This window comes from Shewanella sp. UCD-FRSSP16_17 (genome assembly GCF_001675935.1).
GTDB lineage: Bacteria > Pseudomonadota > Gammaproteobacteria > Enterobacterales > Shewanellaceae > Shewanella > Shewanella japonica.
On sequence record NZ_LZFV01000046.1, the window covers coordinates 150,001 to 170,950 of the forward strand.

20 protein-coding genes are annotated in these 20,950 nt (G+C 42.3%); 8 read left to right on the top strand and 12 right to left on the bottom strand.

The window, feature by feature from the left end; genetic code table 11:
• Positions 1-32: 32 nt before the first annotated feature.
• On the bottom strand, positions 33-1,409 hold the full coding sequence (locus A9267_RS17790) for a GntP family permease (protein ID WP_065110161.1): 1,377 nt from the start codon (positions 1,407-1,409) through the stop codon (positions 33-35).
• Positions 1,410-1,565: 156 nt separating this feature from the next.
• On the opposite strand from A9267_RS17790, the gene A9267_RS17795 reads away from it, so the two are divergent.
• A complete protein-coding gene (locus A9267_RS17795; protein WP_055025354.1) occupies positions 1,566-2,078 on the top strand; it encodes a gluconokinase in 513 nt (170 codons plus the stop codon).
• Positions 2,079-2,356: 278 nt separating this feature from the next.
• On the opposite strand, the gene fieF is transcribed toward A9267_RS17795, so the two are convergent.
• Together fieF and A9267_RS17805 are read right to left on the bottom strand one after the other, a co-directional pair.
• The gene (gene fieF, locus A9267_RS17800) at positions 2,357-3,229 is read right to left on the bottom strand and encodes a cation efflux pump FieF (protein WP_065110322.1); all 873 of its coding nucleotides are present in this window, start codon (positions 3,227-3,229) and stop codon (positions 2,357-2,359) included.
• Positions 3,230-3,294: 65 nt separating this feature from the next.
• Positions 3,295-3,801, bottom strand: coding sequence for a Spy/CpxP family protein refolding chaperone (locus tag A9267_RS17805; RefSeq protein WP_065110162.1), 507 nt, complete (start codon positions 3,799-3,801; stop codon positions 3,295-3,297).
• 359 nt (positions 3,802-4,160) lie between these two features.
• Between A9267_RS17805 and A9267_RS17810 the strand changes: the two genes are divergently transcribed.
• Positions 4,161-5,576 carry a cytochrome C biosynthesis protein gene (locus A9267_RS17810; protein WP_065110163.1) on the top strand — a complete coding sequence of 472 codons (1,416 nt, stop codon included), beginning with the start codon at positions 4,161-4,163 and terminating at the stop codon, positions 5,574-5,576.
• An 80-nt stretch (positions 5,577-5,656) separates the two neighbouring features.
• Here A9267_RS17810 and A9267_RS17815 read toward each other — a convergent pair whose 3' ends face one another.
• Positions 5,657-6,169 (bottom strand): lactoylglutathione lyase family protein, encoded by a 513-nt coding sequence (locus A9267_RS17815; RefSeq protein ID WP_065110323.1) that lies wholly within the window; start codon positions 6,167-6,169, stop codon positions 5,657-5,659.
• A 234-nt stretch (positions 6,170-6,403) separates the two neighbouring features.
• Positions 6,404-6,913: a lactoylglutathione lyase family protein gene (locus tag A9267_RS17820; protein WP_174567600.1), complete on the bottom strand. Its 510-nt coding sequence runs from the start codon at positions 6,911-6,913 to the stop codon at positions 6,404-6,406.
• Between the two features lie 283 nt (positions 6,914-7,196).
• On the opposite strand from A9267_RS17820, the gene A9267_RS17825 reads away from it, so the two are divergent.
• From A9267_RS17825 to trmL, 4 genes are all read left to right on the top strand, one after another.
• Positions 7,197-8,030 (top strand): DUF4437 domain-containing protein, encoded by an 834-nt coding sequence (locus A9267_RS17825; protein WP_065110164.1) that lies wholly within the window; start codon positions 7,197-7,199, stop codon positions 8,028-8,030.
• A gap of 130 nt (positions 8,031-8,160) precedes the next feature.
• Positions 8,161-8,847 carry a response regulator gene (locus A9267_RS17830; RefSeq protein WP_055025359.1) on the top strand — a complete coding sequence of 229 codons (687 nt, stop codon included), beginning with the start codon at positions 8,161-8,163 and terminating at the stop codon, positions 8,845-8,847.
• Positions 8,847-10,223, top strand: a complete 1,377-nt coding sequence (locus A9267_RS17835) for an ATP-binding protein (RefSeq protein WP_065110165.1) — start codon at positions 8,847-8,849, stop codon at positions 10,221-10,223. The genes A9267_RS17830 and A9267_RS17835 overlap by 1 nt, the downstream gene beginning before the upstream one ends.
• 147 nt (positions 10,224-10,370) lie before the next feature.
• Positions 10,371-10,835 (top strand): tRNA (uridine(34)/cytosine(34)/5-carboxymethylaminomethyluridine(34)-2'-O)-methyltransferase TrmL, encoded by a 465-nt coding sequence (gene trmL, locus A9267_RS17840; RefSeq protein WP_055025361.1) that lies wholly within the window; start codon positions 10,371-10,373, stop codon positions 10,833-10,835.
• Between the two features lie 22 nt (positions 10,836-10,857).
• On the opposite strand, the gene A9267_RS17845 is transcribed toward trmL, so the two are convergent.
• The 4 genes from A9267_RS17845 to A9267_RS17860 all read right to left on the bottom strand — a co-directional run bounded on the left by A9267_RS17845 (position 10,858) and on the right by A9267_RS17860 (position 15,806).
• Positions 10,858-11,382 carry a hypothetical protein gene (locus A9267_RS17845; protein ID WP_231919203.1) on the bottom strand — a complete coding sequence of 175 codons (525 nt, stop codon included), beginning with the start codon at positions 11,380-11,382 and terminating at the stop codon, positions 10,858-10,860.
• A gap of 255 nt (positions 11,383-11,637) precedes the next feature.
• The gene (locus tag A9267_RS17850; protein ID WP_065110167.1) at positions 11,638-13,080 is read right to left on the bottom strand and encodes a M16 family metallopeptidase; all 1,443 of its coding nucleotides are present in this window, start codon (positions 13,078-13,080) and stop codon (positions 11,638-11,640) included.
• The gene (locus tag A9267_RS17855) at positions 13,077-14,402 is read right to left on the bottom strand and encodes a M16 family metallopeptidase (protein ID WP_065110168.1); all 1,326 of its coding nucleotides are present in this window, start codon (positions 14,400-14,402) and stop codon (positions 13,077-13,079) included. Before A9267_RS17855 ends, A9267_RS17850 begins: the two co-directional genes overlap by 4 nt.
• 93 nt (positions 14,403-14,495) lie before the next feature.
• Positions 14,496-15,806 (bottom strand): amidohydrolase, encoded by a 1,311-nt coding sequence (locus tag A9267_RS17860; RefSeq protein ID WP_231919205.1) that lies wholly within the window; start codon positions 15,804-15,806, stop codon positions 14,496-14,498.
• A 179-nt stretch (positions 15,807-15,985) separates the two neighbouring features.
• On the opposite strand from A9267_RS17860, the gene A9267_RS17865 reads away from it, so the two are divergent.
• A complete protein-coding gene (locus tag A9267_RS17865) occupies positions 15,986-17,497 on the top strand; it encodes an ATP-binding cassette domain-containing protein (protein ID WP_065110170.1) in 1,512 nt (503 codons plus the stop codon).
• A gap of 30 nt (positions 17,498-17,527) precedes the next feature.
• Here the strand turns inward: A9267_RS17865 and A9267_RS17870 are convergent, their stop codons facing one another.
• Positions 17,528-17,848 carry a hypothetical protein gene (locus tag A9267_RS17870; RefSeq protein ID WP_174567616.1) on the bottom strand — a complete coding sequence of 107 codons (321 nt, stop codon included), beginning with the start codon at positions 17,846-17,848 and terminating at the stop codon, positions 17,528-17,530.
• A gap of 68 nt (positions 17,849-17,916) precedes the next feature.
• A complete protein-coding gene (locus tag A9267_RS17875) occupies positions 17,917-18,519 on the bottom strand; it encodes a tRNA-uridine aminocarboxypropyltransferase (RefSeq protein ID WP_065110171.1) in 603 nt (200 codons plus the stop codon).
• Positions 18,520-18,625: 106 nt separating this feature from the next.
• On the opposite strand from A9267_RS17875, the gene A9267_RS17880 reads away from it, so the two are divergent.
• Positions 18,626-19,630 (top strand): outer membrane beta-barrel protein, encoded by a 1,005-nt coding sequence (locus A9267_RS17880; protein WP_065110172.1) that lies wholly within the window; start codon positions 18,626-18,628, stop codon positions 19,628-19,630.
• Positions 19,631-19,700: 70 nt separating this feature from the next.
• Here A9267_RS17880 and A9267_RS17885 read toward each other — a convergent pair whose 3' ends face one another.
• Positions 19,701-20,909: a multidrug effflux MFS transporter gene (locus A9267_RS17885; RefSeq protein WP_065110173.1), complete on the bottom strand. Its 1,209-nt coding sequence runs from the start codon at positions 20,907-20,909 to the stop codon at positions 19,701-19,703.
• Positions 20,910-20,950: the final 41 nt, after the last annotated feature.

Sequence of the window (20,950 nt, forward strand, 5' to 3'; positions counted from 1 at the left end):
CTGGCTTAACTTATTAAAAACCTGAATTCAGGCTAAATAATCATGCTCAATACGCCCACAATAATAAAGGCGATAGTTCCGAGTAATGTTTCCATCACAGTCCAGGTCTTTAAAGTGGTTTTCTCATCCATTTCCATTAAACGACCCACAAGCCAGAAACCTGAATCGTTAAAGTGAGACAAGACGGTCGAACCACCTGCAATAGCGATAACAATAAAGCAAAGATCATACTGGGTAAGGCCTGATGTCACAGCGACCATTGGCGCAATCAACGCTGCTGTTGTCGTTAAAGCAACCGTTGCAGAGCCTTGAGCAACCCGTAAACAAGTTGCGATAACAAAAGCAGCCACAATGATTGGCATACCAGTATCGTTCAATACACCTGCTAAGGCCTCCCCGATACCACTGGCACGTAATACACCACCAAACATACCACCAGCACCTGTCACTAAAATTGCACCACAAATGGGGGCGAGAGAATCACCACACAATTTCTCAAGCTGCTTCATACCGTAATCTTTAGCAAACACAGCAAGACAAACGAGTAAGGTTATTAACAATGCAATAGGAGTTTTACCTAGCATTCGCAGGCTCTCAACCCAAGTGGCACTGCCATCTATCACACCTGCTACACTCAAGGTGTTCAAGCCTGTATCTAGAAAAATTAGCAATACTGGTAGCAGTAAGATCATTAATACAGTAATGAATCTAGGCTGTTTAGCAGGGTCAATCACGGTCTCAGAACTTAAGAAAACCTTAGATAAAGGAATATCAAACTTCTTGCCTGCATATAAGCCAAACAAATAAGCCCCTATATACCAAGTTGGGATCGCCACTAAAATACCAATCATTAGTAGCATACCTATGTTTGCCCCAAGTAAATCAGCTGCGGCAACCGGGCCTGGGTGCGGTGGCACAAAAGCATGCATGACAGCGAATGCACCTGCAGATGGCAGCGCATATTTTAATGGTGAACCGCCAAAACGTTTCGCAACACTGAATATAATCGGCATCATCACAATGAGGCCCGCATCAAAAAAAATCGGGAAGCCAAACAGCAATGAGGCGACACCCAATGCCAGTGGCGCCTTTTCTGCCCCGAAACGGCCAATGAGGCTATCAGCTAATACTTGCGCCCCACCGGTCACTTCTAAAATTTTACCAATCATTGCGCCAAGGCCCACTAATAGCGCAACCGCAGCTAGCGTTCCGCCAAAGCCTGACATCATTGTTGGAACAACTTGTTCAGTAGAGATCCCTGTCGCAAGGGCTGTCGATAAACTCACTAATGTTAATGCCACAAAAGCGTGCATTTTGAGTTTTATTATCAGTACGAGTAAAGCAGTAATAGCCGCAGCAGCGACCATTAGTAAATAGGTAGGATCAGCAGATTGAGCTAAAGTGTCCATGGTATGTTCCATCGTTCTTTTAGGTATTCTTTATCAAGTTGATTAAATCTAATCTAGTCAAAAAAAATCAACTCAACGCGGTACTATCACTCAGCTTCGAGATATACTTTCGAAACGGCTAAAGTATATAGATCAACCCTGATTTGAGGTACGTAAATGACCGGTAAAACCATTATTGTGATGGGTGTGTGTGCTTGTGGTAAAAGCACCGTTGGCGAAAAGTTAGCAAATAGCTTGAATGCGAAATTTATTGATGGTGACGACCTACACCCACGAGCTAATATTCAAAAAATGGCCCGTGGCGAGCCATTAAACGATGATGATCGCGCACCGTGGTTAGAGCGCGTTCGTGATGCCGCATACAGTATCGAATCAAAAAATGAAACCGCCATCATTGTTTGCTCTGCACTAAAACAACAATACCGAGACACCATACGAGAAGGTAACCAACAAGTCGCTTTTCTATATCTACAAGGCAGTTACGATCTTATCTTGGCAAGAATGCAGGCTCGAAGTGGCCACTTTATGAAACAAAACATGGTCGACAGCCAGTTTGCTACCCTTGAAGATCCTAGCCAAGAAAATTTAGTCGTCACTGTTAATGTCGATAACAGTATCGACAATATTGTTTCACTCGCTGTTAAGCAATTTAAACAGCTAGGTTATTAGCCTACTTGCTCAAACAGACATAAAAAAGCCGCTAACAATTAAACTTGTTGGCGGCTTTTAGTCTTTATATGAATCTAGTAGCAATCTAAATAACCTGAACTCGGGATAAGAGTTCAATAAGTTATGTTTAAATAGCCATATTCACTCATTTAAAATAAATCAGTTAAATTCAAACTTGAGCTTTGCGCTGATAATAAGGCGAATTTACGCGTCAATAGCGGGTCTATTGCAAGTAAATTCAACACAGTTAGCGGTGCAAAGAGCTGTTTGAAATGCATTTAATCTATGGGGTCTTGGTGAATTATCACTTCCGCACTATCAAACGCTTCACATAAACGTTTCTCAGTGTTGTCGGTTATTTCATGGGCTTCACGTAATAGTAATGAGCCTTTTAACTCGATATGAAACTGGATAAACGTGGTCTTACCCGCTTGTCGAGTACGTAAGTCATGTAAGCCATTCACTCTAGGGTCTTGCTTAACAGTTGCGATGATGTCTTCACGGGTTGCTTCATCTAGCTCACGATCAAGCAAAGACTGAATAGAGCGATAACCTAAATCTATTGCTTGATGACCTATGTATAAAGCAATTAATACCGCGAATAAACCATCAGCCCACCACCAGCCATATTGTGCCAGTACTAAAGCTAATAACACGGCGCCGTTTAAGAACAAGTCAGACTTATAATGCAGTGAGTCAGCTTCAACCACAGTGCTGTTGGTTTTAGCTAAGGCCTTCTTTTGAAGAAGTACTAACGCAAAGGTCATGATAAGGGCAATTATCGAAACGACTACGCCTAAACCAGCATGAGTAACTTCAACAGGGTTAAAGAGTCGCTCACCGCCATAAAACATCAGCAAGAAAGCAGAACCAAGAATAAAGGCAGATTGAGCAAGCGAGGCTAATGGTTCAGCTTTTCCATGACCATAACGATGATCATCATCAGCAGGTAAAATGGCATAACGAATAGCAATAAAATTAACGATTGAGGCAAGTGCATCGGCAAACGAATCGGTTAACGATGCAAGCATGCTCGCAGACCCAGAATAGAGCCATGCGAGCAATTTGATCACAATAAGGATTAACGCTGTGGCTACAGCTGCGCGACTAGCTAACTTAACCCAAAAATCGTAGTCTGAATCTGTTGTCATAATAGAGGTCATCACGCCTAAATAAATGCAGTGGTAACCTCCAGTATAACGGAGTCAGTTAACAATTAACCACGACCTTTACCTTTGGTTTTGGTAAAACGTGAGTCAAACTTCGCTTTTTGCTCTTCAGTCAGTAGTTGGTAGATTTCATTTTGCATTTTCATGAAGTTTTTCATGCCTTCTTTTTGCTTCAACTGTTTCGCTTCAATGATTGAATCAGCCTTGGCATCGTCAAAGTTTGCATTACTGATAAGCGCTAGCATTTCAGTTTTATGTGCCGCACGTTCTTCTGCTGATGGACGCTCGCCTTTCTCTTCTTTGTACTTCTCAATAATCGCTTTTACATCTGTGCGTTGAGTGTCAGTTAAATCAAGTGAACGAAGCATTTTACGCATACTTTTATGCATGCTCTTGCCATGGTGCTTACCACCATGTGCTCGCTCACCCTTTTTTTGAGTCTGTTCAGTTTGAGTATTGGTGTCTGTGCTTGTTGCGTACACTTGACCAGCTAATAATGCTGAAGTAGCAACAAAGGCTAATAAACTATTTTTTACTGTTAAACGTGATTTCATAATGTCACCTATCTATGTGTTTTACTCAATTAAAACAATGGGCTAACAGCGCTTAATCCCTTTTTTAAGTAACACTGCTAACAGAATGTTGTCTTCAATATCCCAAAACGAATTTATGTGTATTTAATGCGTTTTTGATATGAAGCTAGTTTAGCAATTGCAATGTCAGTAAGGGTTTAGCCTCGGTAAAGCTATGTAAAGATCTCATTTCTGGAACAAAAGTAATCTCATACACCATAATGGGAGCCAGTTCACGTATATAAAAAGGGATCATTTTCATACTGAACCTACATAGGACATATGTATCTGAGATAACACTAATTGAACGTTTTAATAAGGTGTATAAGTTGAGGTTATGGATGAGTAAGGTTTTCAGCCGATTAATTTTGTTATGTGGTTTATTGCTCTCTTTTGCCAGTATGGCGCAGGCAAACGATGATGCTTTATGGATAGATAATAGCGCCGCTGAACCCTCGGTAAATTTACATTTTTTCTGGTCAGAAACCTGTCCACACTGCCGTAAAGCACACCCATTCATTGATGCACTTGCTGAGCGATATAGCTGGATAAATCAACATGATTACCTTATATCAGAACCAGGCAATGTTGATAAACTGATGGCCATAGGCGAGAAAACCGGCGTCGAGCCTAAGTCTGTGCCTTACTTTGCCGTCTGTGGCGAAGCCATTACAGGCTATAATAGCCATGATGTGACAGGTCGCTATATTCTTGAACGCCTAGAAGCATGTTATCAGCGAAATGGCGGCACCATGCCAGCTGAAGATTTAATGGGTGATTTTTATGAAGATAAAACCACCGCTGATGCACCGTTATTTGAAACTTGCTCGGATAATTCAGATCCAAACAACCCTAGTACCTGTGATATGGATTTTGGTTCAAATGCAGCAAGCCAAGCTAAGCTAGATGATACCCCTCACGTACAGCCTGTTGATATTCCACTGATCGGCGCTGTTCAGCCTGAAAAAATGTCGCTACCTGTATTGACCTTAGTGCTAGCTGGCGTCGATGCCTTTAACCCTTGCGCCTTCTTCGTATTGCTCTTTTTATTAAGCATCATGGTGAATGCGGGCAGTCGTGGACGCATGCTATTAGTAGGCGGAATTTTCGTTTTCTTCTCTGGCTTTATTTACTTCATCTTCATGAGCGCATGGCTCAACCTGTTCCAATTACTAGGTGGTGGAGACGGAGGCTGGATTATCACAGGTGCGGGATTAATTGCACTGGTGGCCGCCTTGGTCAACATAAAGGACTTCTTCTTTGGTAAGGGCGATGTCAGCTTGTCTATGTCGGTTGAAAACCGTGGCAGCTTAATAAAGCGGATGGGGAAATTGTCTAAAACCAGCTCTTTACCAACCTTAATATTCGGTTCTGCGTTATTGGCGATTATGGCCAACGCTTATGAGCTACTTTGTACTGCTGGTTTCCCGATGATTTACACGTCTGTGCTATCAATTTCGGGGTTAGATACCATTGAGCGTTATATGTATCTCATCGCTTATAACGTCATTTACGTTATCCCATTAGCCATCATTGTGATTGTATTCTCGGCGACATTAGGTAAACGTAAACTCACTGAAAAAGAAGGTGAAGTGCTCAAGCTGATGTCAGGTATTATGATGTTAGGTTTAGGCAGCATGCTTGTTATCGACCCGATGGCGCTGCAAAACGTGGTGTTCTCTGTAGGCTTGATTGTAGGTTCTATCTTGCTGACTTATGTCATCGTTAAGATTAAACGCTTGAAGCAAAAGTCTTAATCTCGCTATAAAGCTCAGTAACCAGTAAAGCGAGTCTTATACCTAAGACTCGCTTTTGTTATTTAGTTTTCCAATAAACTTTATTGGTAAGCTCCAGCCGAGTAAGTTAACTCATAGCTATGGCTATAGATTTCTAAAATATTGCCGAAAGGGTCTTCCATGTAAATCATCCGATATGGCTTCTCACCAGGGTAATAATAACGAGGCGCTTTCATGCGTTTTTTACCCCCAGCGGCAACAATTTTTTCAGCCAAACCTTCAACATCTGGATCTTGAACATAGAAATGGAAGATACCTGTTTTCCAATATTCAAAATTATCGTCAGGGTTTTGCTGGTTTTTAAATTCAAACAACTCCACTCCAACTCGGTCGCCAGTAGATAAATGTGCTATCTTAAATCGCTCCCACCCTGGACCAAAAACGTCGGTACACATCTCACCAATGGCTGAATCATCTTCAACAATTTCTGTCGGCTCCATGATTAAGTACCAACCTAAGACTTCAGTGTAAAACTTAACTGCAGCCTCTAAATCTGGCACCGAGATACCGATATGAGAAAAGGTTCTAGGGTACGGTGTAAGTGAATCTGGCATTGCTGCGGCCTCAGCAGTAGCCTCTTGTTGCGAGGTGGCAGACGCACAACCCGTTAATGCCATAGGCAAAGCGGCGGCCCCTAAACTGACACCCAGTAACTTCATGAATTCTCTTCGACTGGGATGATTGATAAACATAGTGTGTTCCTATAACGGCAATACAATAGAGGATGTCTAACAGATTGAAAACGGGGATGACGAAAAACCTAATAGCCTCCATAACCCCTGTGAATGTTATTTATATGCACCACTGGCATAATGTAATTCATAGCTGTGGCTGTAGATTTCTAGGATATTTCCAAATGGATCTTCCATGTAAATCATGCGGTACGGTTTTTCACCTGGGTAATAATAACGCGGTGCTTTCATTCGTTTTTTGCCACCTGCAGCAACAATTTTCTCTGCTAGTCCTTCAACATCAGGGTCTTGAACACAAAAGTGGAACACGCCAGTTTTCCAATATTCAAAGTTATCTTCTGGATTCTTTTGATTCTTGAATTGAAACAGTTCGACGCCGATACGGTCACCGGTAGAGAGGTGGGCAATGTTAAAACGCTCCCAACCTGCACCAAATACATCCGTACACATTTCGCCAATGGCAGAATCATCTTCAGTAATTTCTGTTGGTTCCATAATTAAGTACCAACCTAGTACTTCGGTGTAGAACTTCACTGCCGCTTCTAAATCAGGTACTGAAATACCAATATGAGAAAACGTTCTTGGGTAAGGCATAGGTGCAGACATATTTATCTCTCCAGTTGTTGTTCATAAAGTCGGGCTAATTTCGATGAGAAAAGTATAGGAGAACTACAATCAAAAAGTTAAATTATCAATATTTATGTTTTTAATAATATTTTGTAATAATTGAAATTATGAAGTGCTGGATTATGCCGATTTGTTTGATACTGTTTCTCACCAAGTGACCTTTTTGTATTTCCTTCAGTAACTATAATTAACTGATACTTTGAGATTAATTTTAAAAATCTTATTTTAATCACGATATTCAGCACCGACAGAGATCGCAAACATGAATCTATTACACACACTATTACCGGCTATTTTACTCAGCACTTTACCTGCCACCGCTGTCTTTGCAGAAACCTCCCCTCAGTCAGAAGTCATCACGACAGCTGATATTGACTGGGGATATTTAAACCCACTTCGTGGCGATAAAAGCCCTGGGGCGGCCAACCTTTGGGGCGATCGCACCCAAAATGTGCCAACGGGTATGTTAGTGAAATTCAATAAAGGGTTTTCCTCACCTCCCCACATTCATAACATTACTTATCGTGGTGTGGTTATTGAGGGGAAAATGCATAATGACGATCCCGATGCTGCAACCATGTGGATGCCAACAGGTTCTTTTTGGACACAACCTGCTGGCGAGAACCACATCACTGCAGCCAATGGAGAAGACAACCTCATCTTCCTTGAAATTGATAGTGGCCCTTATTTGGTTAAACCATCTAATGAGCAATTTGACAATGGCGAACGACCAATAAATCTTCATCAATCAAATCTTGTTTGGCTAGACCAAACCGACATGAAGTCTATCAATGGAAATAATGCTGAAATAACCGCATTATGGGGCAGTAACAAAGTCGGGGAACTCGGCGGTGCAATGATAAAATTGCCAGCCAACTTTAGTGGAACACTGACAAGCGATGCTGAAGAGTTTAGAGCCATTGTTATCAAAGGTAGCCTTAGCTATCAATCTGTTGAAACACCAAACAGAAAAGGATTAACCGCGGGCAGTTATTTTGGCTCTAACGGTAAATTCAGCCATAACGTGACAACGTCAGCGCAAGGGGCAATGGTATATATTCGCACTGATGGAAAATATCACGTCGCAGAAAAATAGTGCGGCTAGGTGGTAACGCGTAGCAAAATTTATGTCGCACTTACTCATCTTTATGTAAAAGAGTGCAATGTTGCTAAACTTGGATCCTCATTCGTTATATAGTGCAATTAATAAAAGAGTGAGGATCGCAATGAGTCGTATTTTATTAGTTGATGATGACGCAGGTTTATCAGAATTATTAGCCCAGCTTTTGGTACTTGAAGGGTTTGAATTGACCCAAGCATTTGACGGCCAACAAGGCCTTGATTATGCACAGAACCAAGATTTTGATTTAATTTTACTTGATGTAATGCTACCGAAACTTAATGGCTTTGAAGTCTTACGTGCCCTCAGAACTCAAAAGCAAACGCCAGTACTCATGTTAACTGCTCGTGGTGATGAAATTGACCGCGTGGTGGGCCTTGAAATTGGCGCTGATGACTACCTACCAAAACCGTTTAACGACCGTGAGTTAATTGCACGTATGCGCGCGATTTTACGCCGCTCGGTATTAACTCAAGCTGACAAAAATGAGCAAGTTAGATTAGATTTTGGTGACCTCAGTTTAGACCAAGCAAGACAAGAGCTTTATTGTAACGAACAACTTATTATCTTAACGGGTACTGAGTTTTCCTTACTGCATAGCTTGATCACCCAAGCGGGCGATTTGGTCACAAAAGAACAACTTAGCGAAACCGTACTCGGTAAAAAATTAATGCCATTTGATCGCAGCTTAGACATGCATTTATCTAACTTGCGCAAAAAATTACCTGAACGCAGCGATGGTCGACCAAGAGTAAAAACCATCCGTGGTAAAGGCTATATTTGGATCCCGTAATGACTTTCCTCTCTTCTATAAATCGCTTATTTGTTAAGTTATTACTGGGTTTTTGGTTATGCAGCTCGCTCATCATCGCCTTTGTGGCGATTTTGCCTTTTTTACAACAAAGCCATGATCAACTCCCTTTGTCGGACAAACAAACACAACTGCTCAAACGTGCGGCAAAGCACTTTATAGAAGAGCCGTCGCTACTTGAAGATGAACAAGCGTTAAGACGTTTAAATCGTCACCGAAATCGTGATGGAAAAAGCTTTAAGTTTTATATTCTTGACGAGCAAAGTAGGGTGTTAAATACGAACAAAGTACCACGTACTTTTCGTGAGTTTTTACTTATCAGCGAAGACAATGGTGCCCCTATTAGTCACCAATTCCGCACTGAGTTAATTTTCGGTCCTTACGAATTTATAGCAGGTGAGAAGCCTTACCGCGTCTATGCACGTATTTCAGATAATCACCCACGCCCTTGGTTTTTCTTTTTCAGTGATAACAAGCTGCTGACAGCCATTATCGCCATGTTAATGTCTGGTCTACTGTGCGGCCTTTTAGCTTGGAACTTAGGTAAGCCATTACGTTCACTCAAGCAAAGCTCTAATGCGCTAGCGCGAGGAGACTTATCAAGTCGAGTCGAAACCAGCGTGGTAAAACGTGGGGATGAAATTGGCGAGCTGGCCCAAGCATTTAATACCATGGCAGAGTCCATCGAAACCATGATGAATAATCAGCAACGCTTAATGGGTGATATTTCTCATGAACTACGTACGCCGTTAACCCGGCTGCAATTGTCATTGGCATTAGCCCGTAAGAAAGATCAAAGTAGCCCTGATATAGAACGTATTGGCTATGAAGCTGAGCAGTTAGAAGCCCTCATATCTGAGCTATTAACCCTATCTCGTGTCACCATCAGCAACACTGAAAATAAAGTCCATCTTGAACTGGCTGAATCGCTTAGCCATATTCTTGATGATGCAGAGTTTGAAGCCGAGCAGCAGCAAAAACGCTTAGATATTGAGATCCCTGAAACAATCAGTCTCGACCATTACCCAAAATCCTTATCTCGCGCGATAGAAAACGTGCTGAGAAATGCGATTCGCTATGCCGAATCTGTGATTTATATTACGGCAGAACAGGTACAAGATCGAGTGGTGATCACCATTGATGATGATGGACAAGGGATTGATGAAGCCGACTTAGAAGAAATCTTTAAGCCGTTTTACCGACCTGATGATGCTCGCGATCGTGAGTCAGGTGGCTGGGGATTAGGTCTGGCCATTACCCAAGCAGCCATTAAGCTCAACCAAGGTAACATTGAGGCAAAAAATATCTCTCCCCATGGCCTAAGTGTTGTCATTAGCCTGCCTAAAACCATGCAGTAACCTAAGGCTACCTTTCTAACTCTCAGATAAGCGTTAGCAGGAGCCATATGCAGAATGTCAGGCAAAACATCATCATCTTGATGATTTCTTTCCCTGGCTATGATGTTTTGAGTATAATTCTCGATTCATTCAATCAAGGTATTTAACATGTTCCATATTGCGCTTTATGAACCAGAAATTGCTCCAAACACGGGTAATATAATTCGTCTGTGTGCCAACAATGGGGCAAAACTTCACTTGATTGAGCCATTAGGCTTTGATTTAGAAGAGAAAAAGCTTCGTAGAGCTGGCTTAGATTATGCTGATTTAACCAATATCACTCGCCACAAGAATTTTGAAGCCTTCCTTGAGGCAATGCAAGGCAAGCGCATCATGGCGTGCACGACTAAAGGCAGCCGCCCACATAGTGAGCTTGAATTTGCCGCTGATGACGTATTGTTATTTGGTCCTGAGACCCGTGGATTACCGATGGATATCATTGAATCTATTCCCACCAGCCAACGCTTACGCATTCCGATGGCTGCGAGTAATCGCAGTTTAAATCTATCCAACTCTGTGGCGATTATTAGTTATGAAGCTTGGCGTCAGCTTGATTACGCTGGAGCCGAATAGCTAATTTAACTTGTAGCGCTGGCTAATTGGGCTGAACTGTTGTCAGCTCAATCGCGCGGATCAATTGATATTGCTGGCTATCATCATCAAGATAATGCGCACTTTGACGCCACAACCAACTGTCATTTTCCATTGCGCTTTGGGCATTATCAATTGGAGCGCTAGTCGTCGATGATAAGGGCTCAAAGCTTAAACGAATCAATGCAGGCCGCTGATTAAGTTGCCCTTTTCCTAAAAAAGTAAAACTATCCCCACGCTGATATAAACTAAAAACTTGCTCTCTATCTGCACCAACACCGTCAGTGTATGTCAGGAGTACATCACCACTATGTGCACGAAACCACCAAACTTCACTATTGGGGTTACTGTCGCCACGGCTCACCGTCAGCATTAGATTCCGTTTATCAGATGAGCAAATTGCAGCAGTTGTCACTTGTTTTGGTCTGGAGCCCGACTTAGCCGCCGAGCCAACCCAGTCACCATCAAGTCGTGGACAAAACTGGCTCAAATCCACTTTCGCCGCGCTCACGCTGGCTGCGGGCAGCATCCCTATAAATCCTAACAAGAGGGCTAAGCTACAGCTTATTTTTGAGATTCCAATATTATAAGACATGGACAAAAAGGCCTTGAAGTAAGCTTAATCAGTGATTAGCTAGCACATTATTTTATTCCATCACGATTTTCAAATAACTAAACTATTTTTGCAAATATCGGCAGTTATTGAACCGACAAATTTGACCAATAAAAAATGCCTTTCTCAAATAAGAAAGGCATTTACAATCAAAAGTAGACGAGATGAATGTTATTGACCGAAGCCCACGTCCGTCATATTAATCTGCGTGACTTCACCATATTCTTTAGCAATATCAGCAACCTTAGCAGCATTACCAATCAACACAAACTGCAAATTGTCTTGAGGGAAATAGGTGCTTATTAAACGCTGAGTATCTTCAAGGGTTAAGCCGTCGACTTTGGCTTGAAACTCATTGATGAAAGAATCATCAAATTTATAGATATACATATCTGCCATTAGCTCAGCTAGCTGACCACCTGTTTCAAATTTAGGCGGGTATTGGCCTTTTACGTAGGCTTTAGCTGAATCTAAGGTTTGCTGATCTATCCCTTGTTCCCATAAACGCGCATAGGTTTTTAACGCTAAGTCCATGGCCTCTTTAGTCGTACTGGTTTTGGTAAAGGTGCTGACTTGGAAAACCCCAGAATCAGAAAAAGGATTAAAGCCAGAACGAGCGCCATAAGTTAATCCAGCGTTGACCCTTAACTCATCGTTTAACCATGAAGTAAAACGGCCACCTAAAATGGTGTTGACTACCGTTAGCCCTACATAATCAGGGTTATCACGGCGAATACCTAAACCACCAAAAACAAATGTTGTTTCAATCGCATCAGGTTTATCAACTAACAATACTCGGCTAGCATTAAGTGACGGTAATCCCTGTGATAAATCAGGTTGGACGGCTTTTTCAGTTCCCTGCCAGCGACCAAAAGCTTGAGTTAGCTTTGCCTTCATTTGGGCTGGGTCAAAGTCACCGACAACATTAATGGCCATGTTACTTGGCTGATAATAGCTTTTATGGAAAGCACGTAATTGTGCAATATTAATCTCAGCTAACGAAACGCTGTTACCCGTTGTTGGGTTAGCGTAAGGGTGCTGCCCAAATACCATTTTAGTGTAGTAACGACCAATAACCGCGCGGGGGCTTTCTTTTGCTTGCGATAATCCCACTATTTCACGCTGTCTTAATTTTTCAAATTCAGCGCTATCAAAGTCTGGTGATATCAACACATCTTGCATTATCGCAAGTACGGTGTCGAGATCCTTACTCATAAAGTCAGCATCAATTTGCGAGCTTTCACGCCCCGAAGCTGTCTTTAAACTTGCACCAAGAAAATCAATGGTTTGCTCAATTTCCGCCTTCGATTTGCCACCAGCACCTAATAATAAACTCTTAGCAGTCATATACGACACGCCCGAGGTAGTGTCATTAACAGCACCAGCTCTGACAACCGCATTGATGTTAATAATCGGCACTTCAGACTGCACCATAAAGTTCACTTTTAGGCCATTATCTAAGGTCATTGATTCGTATTGAGGCATGCTAAAGCTGCCAGTATCAACCGTTTTACTGGTGCCTGTAGTACTTGCACACCCTGTTACGGCTAATGAGCATGCCAGCGCCATGGCTGTAAGCGTACGTTTTGAGGTAAATCCTGCTAATGACATCATAGGTCAGCTCCTTCTGTTGCAGCTAACACGCCCACGGTGCGATTGGCCTTACGTAAATAGGTTTGCGCCACACGTTGAATGTCTTCTATTGTGACTTTGTTATATGCCTCTGGGGCACTGAATAGTTTGTCATAACTGCCAAAATACAGCTCGTAACGGCCTAAGGTATTGGCACGACCATTAATGGTTTGCATCGTACGATAGAAATTCATCAGTTTGATATTTTTAACTTTTTCAAGCTCTTGTTGAGTCACCCCTTCAGTGCTAATACGGTTAATTTCCGCAATCATGTTGGCTTCAAGTTGCTCCGCATCGACTCCCGCATTTGCCACACCAAGAAAATAAAACAGGTTAGGATCAAATGATAATGGCAGATAAGACACCACGTTTGATGCAACTTGCTTGTCAACTAGCCCTTGATATAAACGAGAGCTATTACCTTCACTAAAAATGGTATTTAGCAAATCAAGTGCATAATAATCTTCATGTTTTGTTGAGGGTACATGATACGCCAACATCACGTTTGGCGTACTCACTGACGCTTTTTCCACAAACACGCGACGCTCGCCTTTTTGAAGTGGCTCTACAGTGCGCACAGCTTGAGGTGGCGTTTGCGCAGGAATGACGCCAAAGTATTGTTTGGCCAGCTTTTTGACTTCAGCAACATTCACATCCCCAGCAATCACCACGACGGCATTATTGGGTGCATAATAAGTTTTATGGTATTGCTGTAAATCTTCTAAACTCCAAGCTGCGATATCTGACTCATGACCAATCACTGACCAGCTATAAGGATGCGCTCTAAATGCCACACCTTTAACTTCCTCTTGTATGGTGCGCCAGTTAGAGTTCTCTAGGCCAGTGGTTCGCTCAGATTGCACTACGCCACGTTCACTTTCGACCATTTCAGGGGCTATATCTAAGTTGGCGATACGATCGGCTTCTAAGTCGAAAATGGTCTCTAATGCATTGGCAGGAAACCAATCGGTATACACGGTTATGTCTTCAGTGGTGTAGGCATTGTTAGCACCACCAGCAGCTTCCATCGTTCGGTCAAACATTTTCGGACCATACTTTTTTGAACCGTTAAACATCATGTGCTCAAAGAAGTGTGAAATACCGGTAATCCCTGGCACTTCATTACGTGAACCGACTTTCCAAAATAGATACATATTGGCATTGGGTATGCTGCTGTCTTCTAGCACCATAATTTTCATGCCATTATCTAACGTAAAAGTATTTACATCTTCTTGAGTGGTAGCTTGCGCTACGCTAACCCAAGCGCTGAGTAATACCAATAACGCGGTCATTCTGCGTTTCATGTTGGTTTCCTTTTAATCATCCGTCACAGCGACGATATCTTTCATGGTCTTGTTAACTGACACAAGATTGTTACTTGTCAGGTAATTCGTTTTTTACTTAGCGCTTAAGGCCGTTAACGCCAATTGTGTCATGGTTTGCACACCAACTTTTAATGCAGACTCATCCACATAAAACGCCGGTGAATGGTTGCTGGCCACTGTTGCAGGATCTTTGCCTGCTGGGGTGACCCCCAGAAAATAAAACAAACCTGGGGTTTCTAATGCGTAATAAGAAAAGTCTTCAGCGCCAGTAATCAGCCCTGGCTCAATTAAATTATCCTCGCCTACAACACTGCGAATGACAGGGCGCATTTTAGCGACTAATTCAGGATTGTTTACTGTCACAGGATAACCTGCATCAATTTCTGTTGTGGCAGTTGCCCCAAGGGTTTTAGCTGATAATTCTGCAATTTCGGCAAGCTTAACTTTAATATCTGCTCGCATATCTTGATCGAACGTACGTATCGTTCCGATAAGCTCTACCTCATCAGGAATAATGTTTGAACGAATACCGCCATTAATGGCGCCAAAACTCACCACAGCAGGTGCTTTAGTCACATCGACTTGGCGGCTAATTATGGTCTGTACGCTGTTAATAATTTGCGCCGATGCCACAATAGGATCCACTCCGCCCCAAGGACGAGAACCGTGAGTTTGACGGCCTTTAACGGTAATAGTGAATGAATCTTCTGATGCCATCGCGGGGCCTGAACGAAGGCCAATAACCCCCGTAGGTAAACTTGAAGTCACATGCATGCCAAACACTTGCTCAGGTTTACGCTTGGCAAATAAGCCTTCTTTAAGCATTAACTCTGCACCACCTTCTTCACCTGCTGGTGCGCCCTCTTCTGCCGGTTGAAAGATAAACATCACGTCACCAGCAAGGCTATCTTTAGCATTAACAAGGTTTTCGGCCACGCCCATTAACATCGCCACATGGGTATCATGACCACATGCATGCATCACGCCTACAGTTTGACCGCGATAAGTATCAGTGGCTTTTGAGGCAAAAGGTAAGTCCACCACTTCAGTGACAGGCAATGCGTCCATATCAGCACGAATACCAATTAATGGCCCAGGTTTTGCCCCTTTTAAAATCGCTACAACGCCTGTGTGAGCCACACCAGTTTGTACTTCTAAACCTAATGATTCTAGGTGCTGAGCAATCACTTTACTGGTTCTAAATTCTCGATTAGATAGCTCAGGATGCTGATGTAAATCCCGGCGCCACTCAATGACTTTTTGTTCAACATTCGCAGTCAATTTAGCTGCATCAGGGCTATTGGCAAAAACGGCAGGAGCAAACGTGCCTGACAGTGTCGCAACACATAAGGCTAAAGTAGAGAGGCGCATATTATCATCCATGGTTATTATCATTTTTTGTAGCATTCCAATCTACAAGGTCTGACTCGAGTTGTTAAATATTTTGTTAAAGGAGGACCTAAGAAATTGTTTCGATTTGTTTACTTAGTGAACTTCTGTACGATTGACCTGTGCGAATCGTTACCCTTTCGCCAGTGGTTGCAACACAAGGACATTAGCTAATGGATATCAAATTTAATCAATTCACTGCATTGAGTCACTCTCTGACACTGGATATTGCCGATTGGCATATTCACAACCAGTCGTGGGGAGTGTTTAGTGCTCATGGTGATATTGGATCCATACTAGGCGATCTGCTTTGCCAGCAATCCGCTGCATTATTTGATAACAAACTGACTAACCAACCCAAAGATATTGAGGTGTTGTCAGGTGACATGATTATATCGGCGCATCGCATTGCCCAAGTTTCATTAACCGAGCAGCAAAGGTTATTAGCCTTAGAGCTTGAAAGTGACGACACAGATTTTCAAGATATTGTCGATACAGGCACTAAAGTCATCGAACTGATAAAACAAGCACTGCCCGCAGCGGGTAGCAGACAAACCAATAACCCCGAGCCCATTGATGCACTACTGACAAAGCTAGATCTACACTCACTACAAGAGCAAGGGTTTCGAGAATTATCGACAGGGGAAACACGACGAGTCATGCTGGCAATTGCCATCGCCAGTCAGCCAGACTTTTTAGTGCTTGATAATCCATTTTCAGGGTTAGATATTCAGCATCGAGATGCATTATCTGACTATTTAAGCCAATTACCAATCCCGATGTTACTGGTGTTTTCAAGAGAAGAAGATCAACCCAAGTGGATAGATAACATTGCTATTTTCAGCCACGGAAAGTTAGACAGAAAGATGAACAAGCACGATTGGGAGCAGCACCCTGTCATCGCCCAAATAACCTCACAAACTCAGGTACAAAGCGAATTAATGTTGGCGACAATGCAACGACATCGCCACCTGAGTCATTTTAACAATCCGGTTTTTGAACTTAAAAATGGCAAAGTTGCCTATAGCGAAAAAACGATTTTTACCGATGTGAATTGGCGAATTGATAACGGCCAACACTGGCAAATTAAAGGCCCAAATGGTTGCGGTAAGAGCACCTTGTTAGGGTTAATATTTGGCGACCACCCTCAATGCTATAGCAATGATATTCATATTTTTGGCAAAAAAAGAGGCACCGGTGAAACCATATGGGAAATTAAACAGCATATTGGCATGGTATCTTCAGCACTCCACTTACAATATCGGGTAAATTGCAGTGCGACAGATGTGATTTTATCAGGTTTTTATGACTCGATAGGCTTATATCAGCAAGCCAGTGCTGACCAGAAAGCTGTCGCAAAAGATTGGCTCATCATGCTGCACATGGTTGAGTACGCCAATACACCGATAAAGCAATTAGACTATAGCCAACAACGATTATTACTGATTGCTCGAGCACTCGTTAAACAGCCTACGCTACTGATTTTAGATGAGCCTTATCAAGGCTTAGATTACTTGGGAATACGTTTAGTTAAAAAGACCCTTGAGTTGATCGCCAAAGAGAACCTGAGCCAGTTATTGTTTGTATCCCATTATCATGAAGACAGTATCGATAGTATTGACAACTACTTAACATTTGTGGCCAAAGAAAATGGTGAAGGTTACCGAGCAGTGATTAGTGAGTAATACACTGCTAACAGCGTTAACTGCTGGAAGCTATTTCTCTTCAATTTTTCGCTCTTTCGCGGCAGCTTCTTTTGCTTCACGCAGATATTTGTCGGCACGAGATTCACGCTCATTAAATTGTGCTTGAGACTTTTTTATCTGCTCTTTTTCCCACTCACCAGACTCTTGACGGGCTAAGACTTCTTGCTCACGATTTTGGGTATCACTTGCTGCTTTACGAGCTTTTTCTAACTGTTCTTGCTCAGTCTTTTTGGAATCAATTCGCCCTTGATCCGCTTTTTGAGATAATGTCAGCCTAGGCTTTTCACTTGCGCTCACGTGCCATGAACTGATCGCACTCAAGATTGCCATTACCGTGACAGCAATGAAATATGTGTTACCCAATCGCGTTTGATTCAACATGCGGTATATCTTCCTTGTTATTGTTCTTGATCATAACGAGCACGCACAGCTGGCGGCATGGCATCTAGCTTATGTTGCACCATCGCATCAAAGGCTGCAAACATTGGCGCTATATCCAATGTCGGATTAATGGCTTGCAGCATATATGCTGTCGCTTCAAGCGTCGACAAGCTATCACTTCGTTTCGCTTTACGAATGCGATACTGTGACACGCCTTCAAACTCAATATGCAATGCCGGCAAATCAAGTAACCAAGGATTAAGCTGCAGCATTTTGAAGGCTTTTCGCCAAGTGCCATCAATCAATAAAATAATACAATCTTCAGGTGAATTTGACTCTGAAGCACGTTGGCTTGTTTCGCTTGGATAGACTAAAAATACAGGCTTGCTGGCTTGTTGCAGATACACTTGCAGCTCAGCAAAGTCTTCTGCTGTTTCCCCTACCACAACTTGGGTCTCTGGTAAGGTTAAACACAATAACTTAACCGTATTTTTAGCATGCTCAACCTCTGAAGGGTGCTGCAGCACAATCACTTCTGTTTTGACCTTCACCGTTTTCACGCTGCTACACACGCACGCCGACTTTGGATAAGCACATTTTTGGCAAAAAGCTCTGCTCATTAAAATTATAGCCTGTTGTAATAAAAGAAATTATATGTAATGTTACTTAAATAACATTTGCTAATTAAGCCTATGTTTAGGATATATTTTAACTCAGGGAAGAATTATGACTATCAATAAAATATCACTTTCGGTGATACTATACCTTGCAAGCTGCGCCTCTTTTGCAGCAGATACCTCTCCATCAAGTTCAGAAAGTCGCTTTCATCACCAAGCCGAAATTGGGTTTCTTGACACCAGTGAAAGCTCAGACGGTTTAGCTAGCGCTTCATATAGTTATTTTTTTCAAGGCGTAGACCAAACCGATGTCCCTCTTGAACTTGCACCGTATTTAAGCCAATCATCTGTTGTTTCAGCTCGTTACGCTACAACAGATCACCAAGATCTTTATGCACTTAGAGGTGAATATATTTTCAATTCTCGCTTTTTTATCGGTGGAGCATACTCCCTAGTAACAAAAGAGCGAGATTCGTTTGATGCTAATGATGAAGATACCTATGAAATCAATGCTGGTTACTATTTCAATCCATACGCTAAAATTACGTTGTCATACTTAACTTCTTCAAACTCCAATCATGATTCGTATGATTCATACAATTCTCACCGTTCAGAAGATTACGATGCCATAGCCGCCAAATACGAGCATTACTTACCTTTTGAAAAAACGTCTGGTTTAATGCTAACTGCAGGAGTGACCTATGCCGAAATGAAGTCGGAGTATCACAGTGCATACACTACGTATATTCCAAACGGAACTAATGATTTTATTCCACAAATGGTTGAGTCAAGTCACAAAGGGAAAGATGAGGAGACGACGTTAATTATCGATGCAGACTGGTACATTACAAATGCTTGGTCTGTTGGTGCTGGCTATAAATATCTAAACTTTGATGGTAAAAGCACTTACTCATACTCAAGCCAAAGCCCTGAAGGTTCAATAAACGACACAGGTAACTACATTAGTGATGATAGCTTTAATGTTTATACAGTGAATACCAGCTATTTCTGGAAGTTCTCTAAATACATTTCCGCTAGAGCTTCAATAGAGCAGCTTTTTATTGATAGCGATTCAGATACCAGTTTCGGTATCGCGATTAACGCTCGTTTCTAGAACCAAAACAACAATGCCGCTAATAATTCATCAGCGGCATTGAGCAACATCTATAAAATAACGAAAAAATTTAATGCTCTGGCTGTACTTGCTCCATATGCAAATGGCTTAAACTTTTTATCGACATGATTAATAGCAATACTAACGATAAACCACCCATTAAGAAGGCTACGGCATAAGGAGCGGTGATGTCAGTCATCTGAATTAAGCCTGCTAACACAGATGCCCCACTCATTTGAATACAACCTAACATGGCTGCTGCAGTACCCGCTCTTTCACCGAAAGCAGATAAAGCCATTGACGTTGCAGGGCCAAGTAATACTGCAAAACCAATGCATAACAACATCATTGGCAACATGAAGGCAAACCCTGCTGCAAGACCAGTTTCAGGTCCAGCTAACTGCATGACGACTTCAATAACAGCAGCTAACAACATCATTGCGAGTGCAGCAATAACTGCTGGGCGATTGCCAATATGCTTAACCAACACTGGCGCAGCAAAACACGCAGCAATATTTACCGCAGCATTTAAGCCAAATAAGCCACTAAACTCAAGTTCACTTACCCCTAACTCGCCAATCAGCCACATAGGTGAATACGATACGTACGTGACAATAGAAGCCATAGCCACCATACAAGTACTCGCATAAAACATAAAATGCGGATCGCTTAGCACTGGCTTATAACGTGCCCAACGATATAAAGGGCCACTGGTATCGGTGTTTTCTGGACGAGTTTCTGGGAATTTAATGAGGACAATAGCGAGTACGATAATGGCGTACAGTGCCATAAAAATAAATGTAGAACGCCAACCAAATTGCAGCGCGAGTAAGCCACCTAGTGTTGGTGCCAAAGCAGGAATAACACAAATAGCGCCATTCAAATAACTGTACATTTTGACGCTTTCTTTGCTGCTATAGCAATCACGCACCGCACTGAATACTACAATTGAGGTTGAACAAGCTGCTAACCCTTGTAAAACTCGAGCTAATTGTAGCACTTCAAACTCTTGTGCCATTGCGCCAATAAGACTGCTAACGCCATAAAGGACGATACCAAATAATGCGATAGGACGGCGCCCAAAACGATCTGCTAAAGGACCAATCAGGATTTGACCTAAGCCCATCGCAAACAAAAACAGCACTAATGTCGACTGAACTTGGCTACCACTCACACCATACTCTATCGCCATCGTTGGCATAGAAGGCAAGTAGATATCGATGGCTAATGGGCTTAGTAGCACCATAAACATCAAGGTGGGTAGCAGGTTACGTCTCATTTGTTCTAGTCTCTTTCTTAATTTCGGGTATTGATTTAGGC

Bases quoted from the DNA above. Each gene is read 5' to 3' on its own strand.
- A9267_RS17850 (WP_065110167.1), bottom strand. From the start codon at position 13,080: ATGATGTCATTAGCAGGATTTACCTCAAAACGTACGCTTACAGCCATG.
- A9267_RS17885 (WP_065110173.1), bottom strand. From the start codon at position 20,909: ATGAGACGTAACCTGCTACCCACCTTGATGTTTATGGTGCTACTAAGC.
- A9267_RS17805 (WP_065110162.1), bottom strand. From the start codon at position 3,801: ATGAAATCACGTTTAACAGTAAAAAATAGTTTATTAGCCTTTGTTGCT.
- A9267_RS17820 (WP_174567600.1), bottom strand. From the start codon at position 6,913: ATGTCTGCACCTATGCCTTACCCAAGAACGTTTTCTCATATTGGTATT.
- A9267_RS17810 (WP_065110163.1), top strand. From the start codon at position 4,161: ATGAGTAAGGTTTTCAGCCGATTAATTTTGTTATGTGGTTTATTGCTC.
- A9267_RS17855 (WP_065110168.1), bottom strand. From the start codon at position 14,402: ATGAAACGCAGAATGACCGCGTTATTGGTATTACTCAGCGCTTGGGTT.
- A9267_RS17860 (WP_231919205.1), bottom strand. From the start codon at position 15,806: ATGGATGATAATATGCGCCTCTCTACTTTAGCCTTATGTGTTGCGACA.
- A9267_RS17835 (WP_065110165.1), top strand. From the start codon at position 8,847: ATGACTTTCCTCTCTTCTATAAATCGCTTATTTGTTAAGTTATTACTG.
- A9267_RS17815 (WP_065110323.1), bottom strand. From the start codon at position 6,169: ATGCCAGATTCACTTACACCGTACCCTAGAACCTTTTCTCATATCGGT.
- A9267_RS17865 (WP_065110170.1), top strand. From the start codon at position 15,986: ATGGATATCAAATTTAATCAATTCACTGCATTGAGTCACTCTCTGACA.
- A9267_RS17845 (WP_231919203.1), bottom strand. From the start codon at position 11,382: ATGCTGCCCGCAGCCAGCGTGAGCGCGGCGAAAGTGGATTTGAGCCAG.
- A9267_RS17880 (WP_065110172.1), top strand. From the start codon at position 18,626: ATGACTATCAATAAAATATCACTTTCGGTGATACTATACCTTGCAAGC.
- trmL (WP_055025361.1), top strand. From the start codon at position 10,371: ATGTTCCATATTGCGCTTTATGAACCAGAAATTGCTCCAAACACGGGT.
- A9267_RS17870 (WP_174567616.1), bottom strand. From the start codon at position 17,848: ATGGCAATCTTGAGTGCGATCAGTTCATGGCACGTGAGCGCAAGTGAA.
- A9267_RS17825 (WP_065110164.1), top strand. From the start codon at position 7,197: ATGAATCTATTACACACACTATTACCGGCTATTTTACTCAGCACTTTA.
- A9267_RS17795 (WP_055025354.1), top strand. From the start codon at position 1,566: ATGACCGGTAAAACCATTATTGTGATGGGTGTGTGTGCTTGTGGTAAA.
- fieF (WP_065110322.1), bottom strand. From the start codon at position 3,229: ATGACAACAGATTCAGACTACGATTTTTGGGTTAAGTTAGCTAGTCGC.
- A9267_RS17830 (WP_055025359.1), top strand. From the start codon at position 8,161: ATGAGTCGTATTTTATTAGTTGATGATGACGCAGGTTTATCAGAATTA.
- A9267_RS17875 (WP_065110171.1), bottom strand. From the start codon at position 18,519: ATGAGCAGAGCTTTTTGCCAAAAATGTGCTTATCCAAAGTCGGCGTGC.
- A9267_RS17790 (WP_065110161.1), bottom strand. From the start codon at position 1,409: ATGGACACTTTAGCTCAATCTGCTGATCCTACCTATTTACTAATGGTC.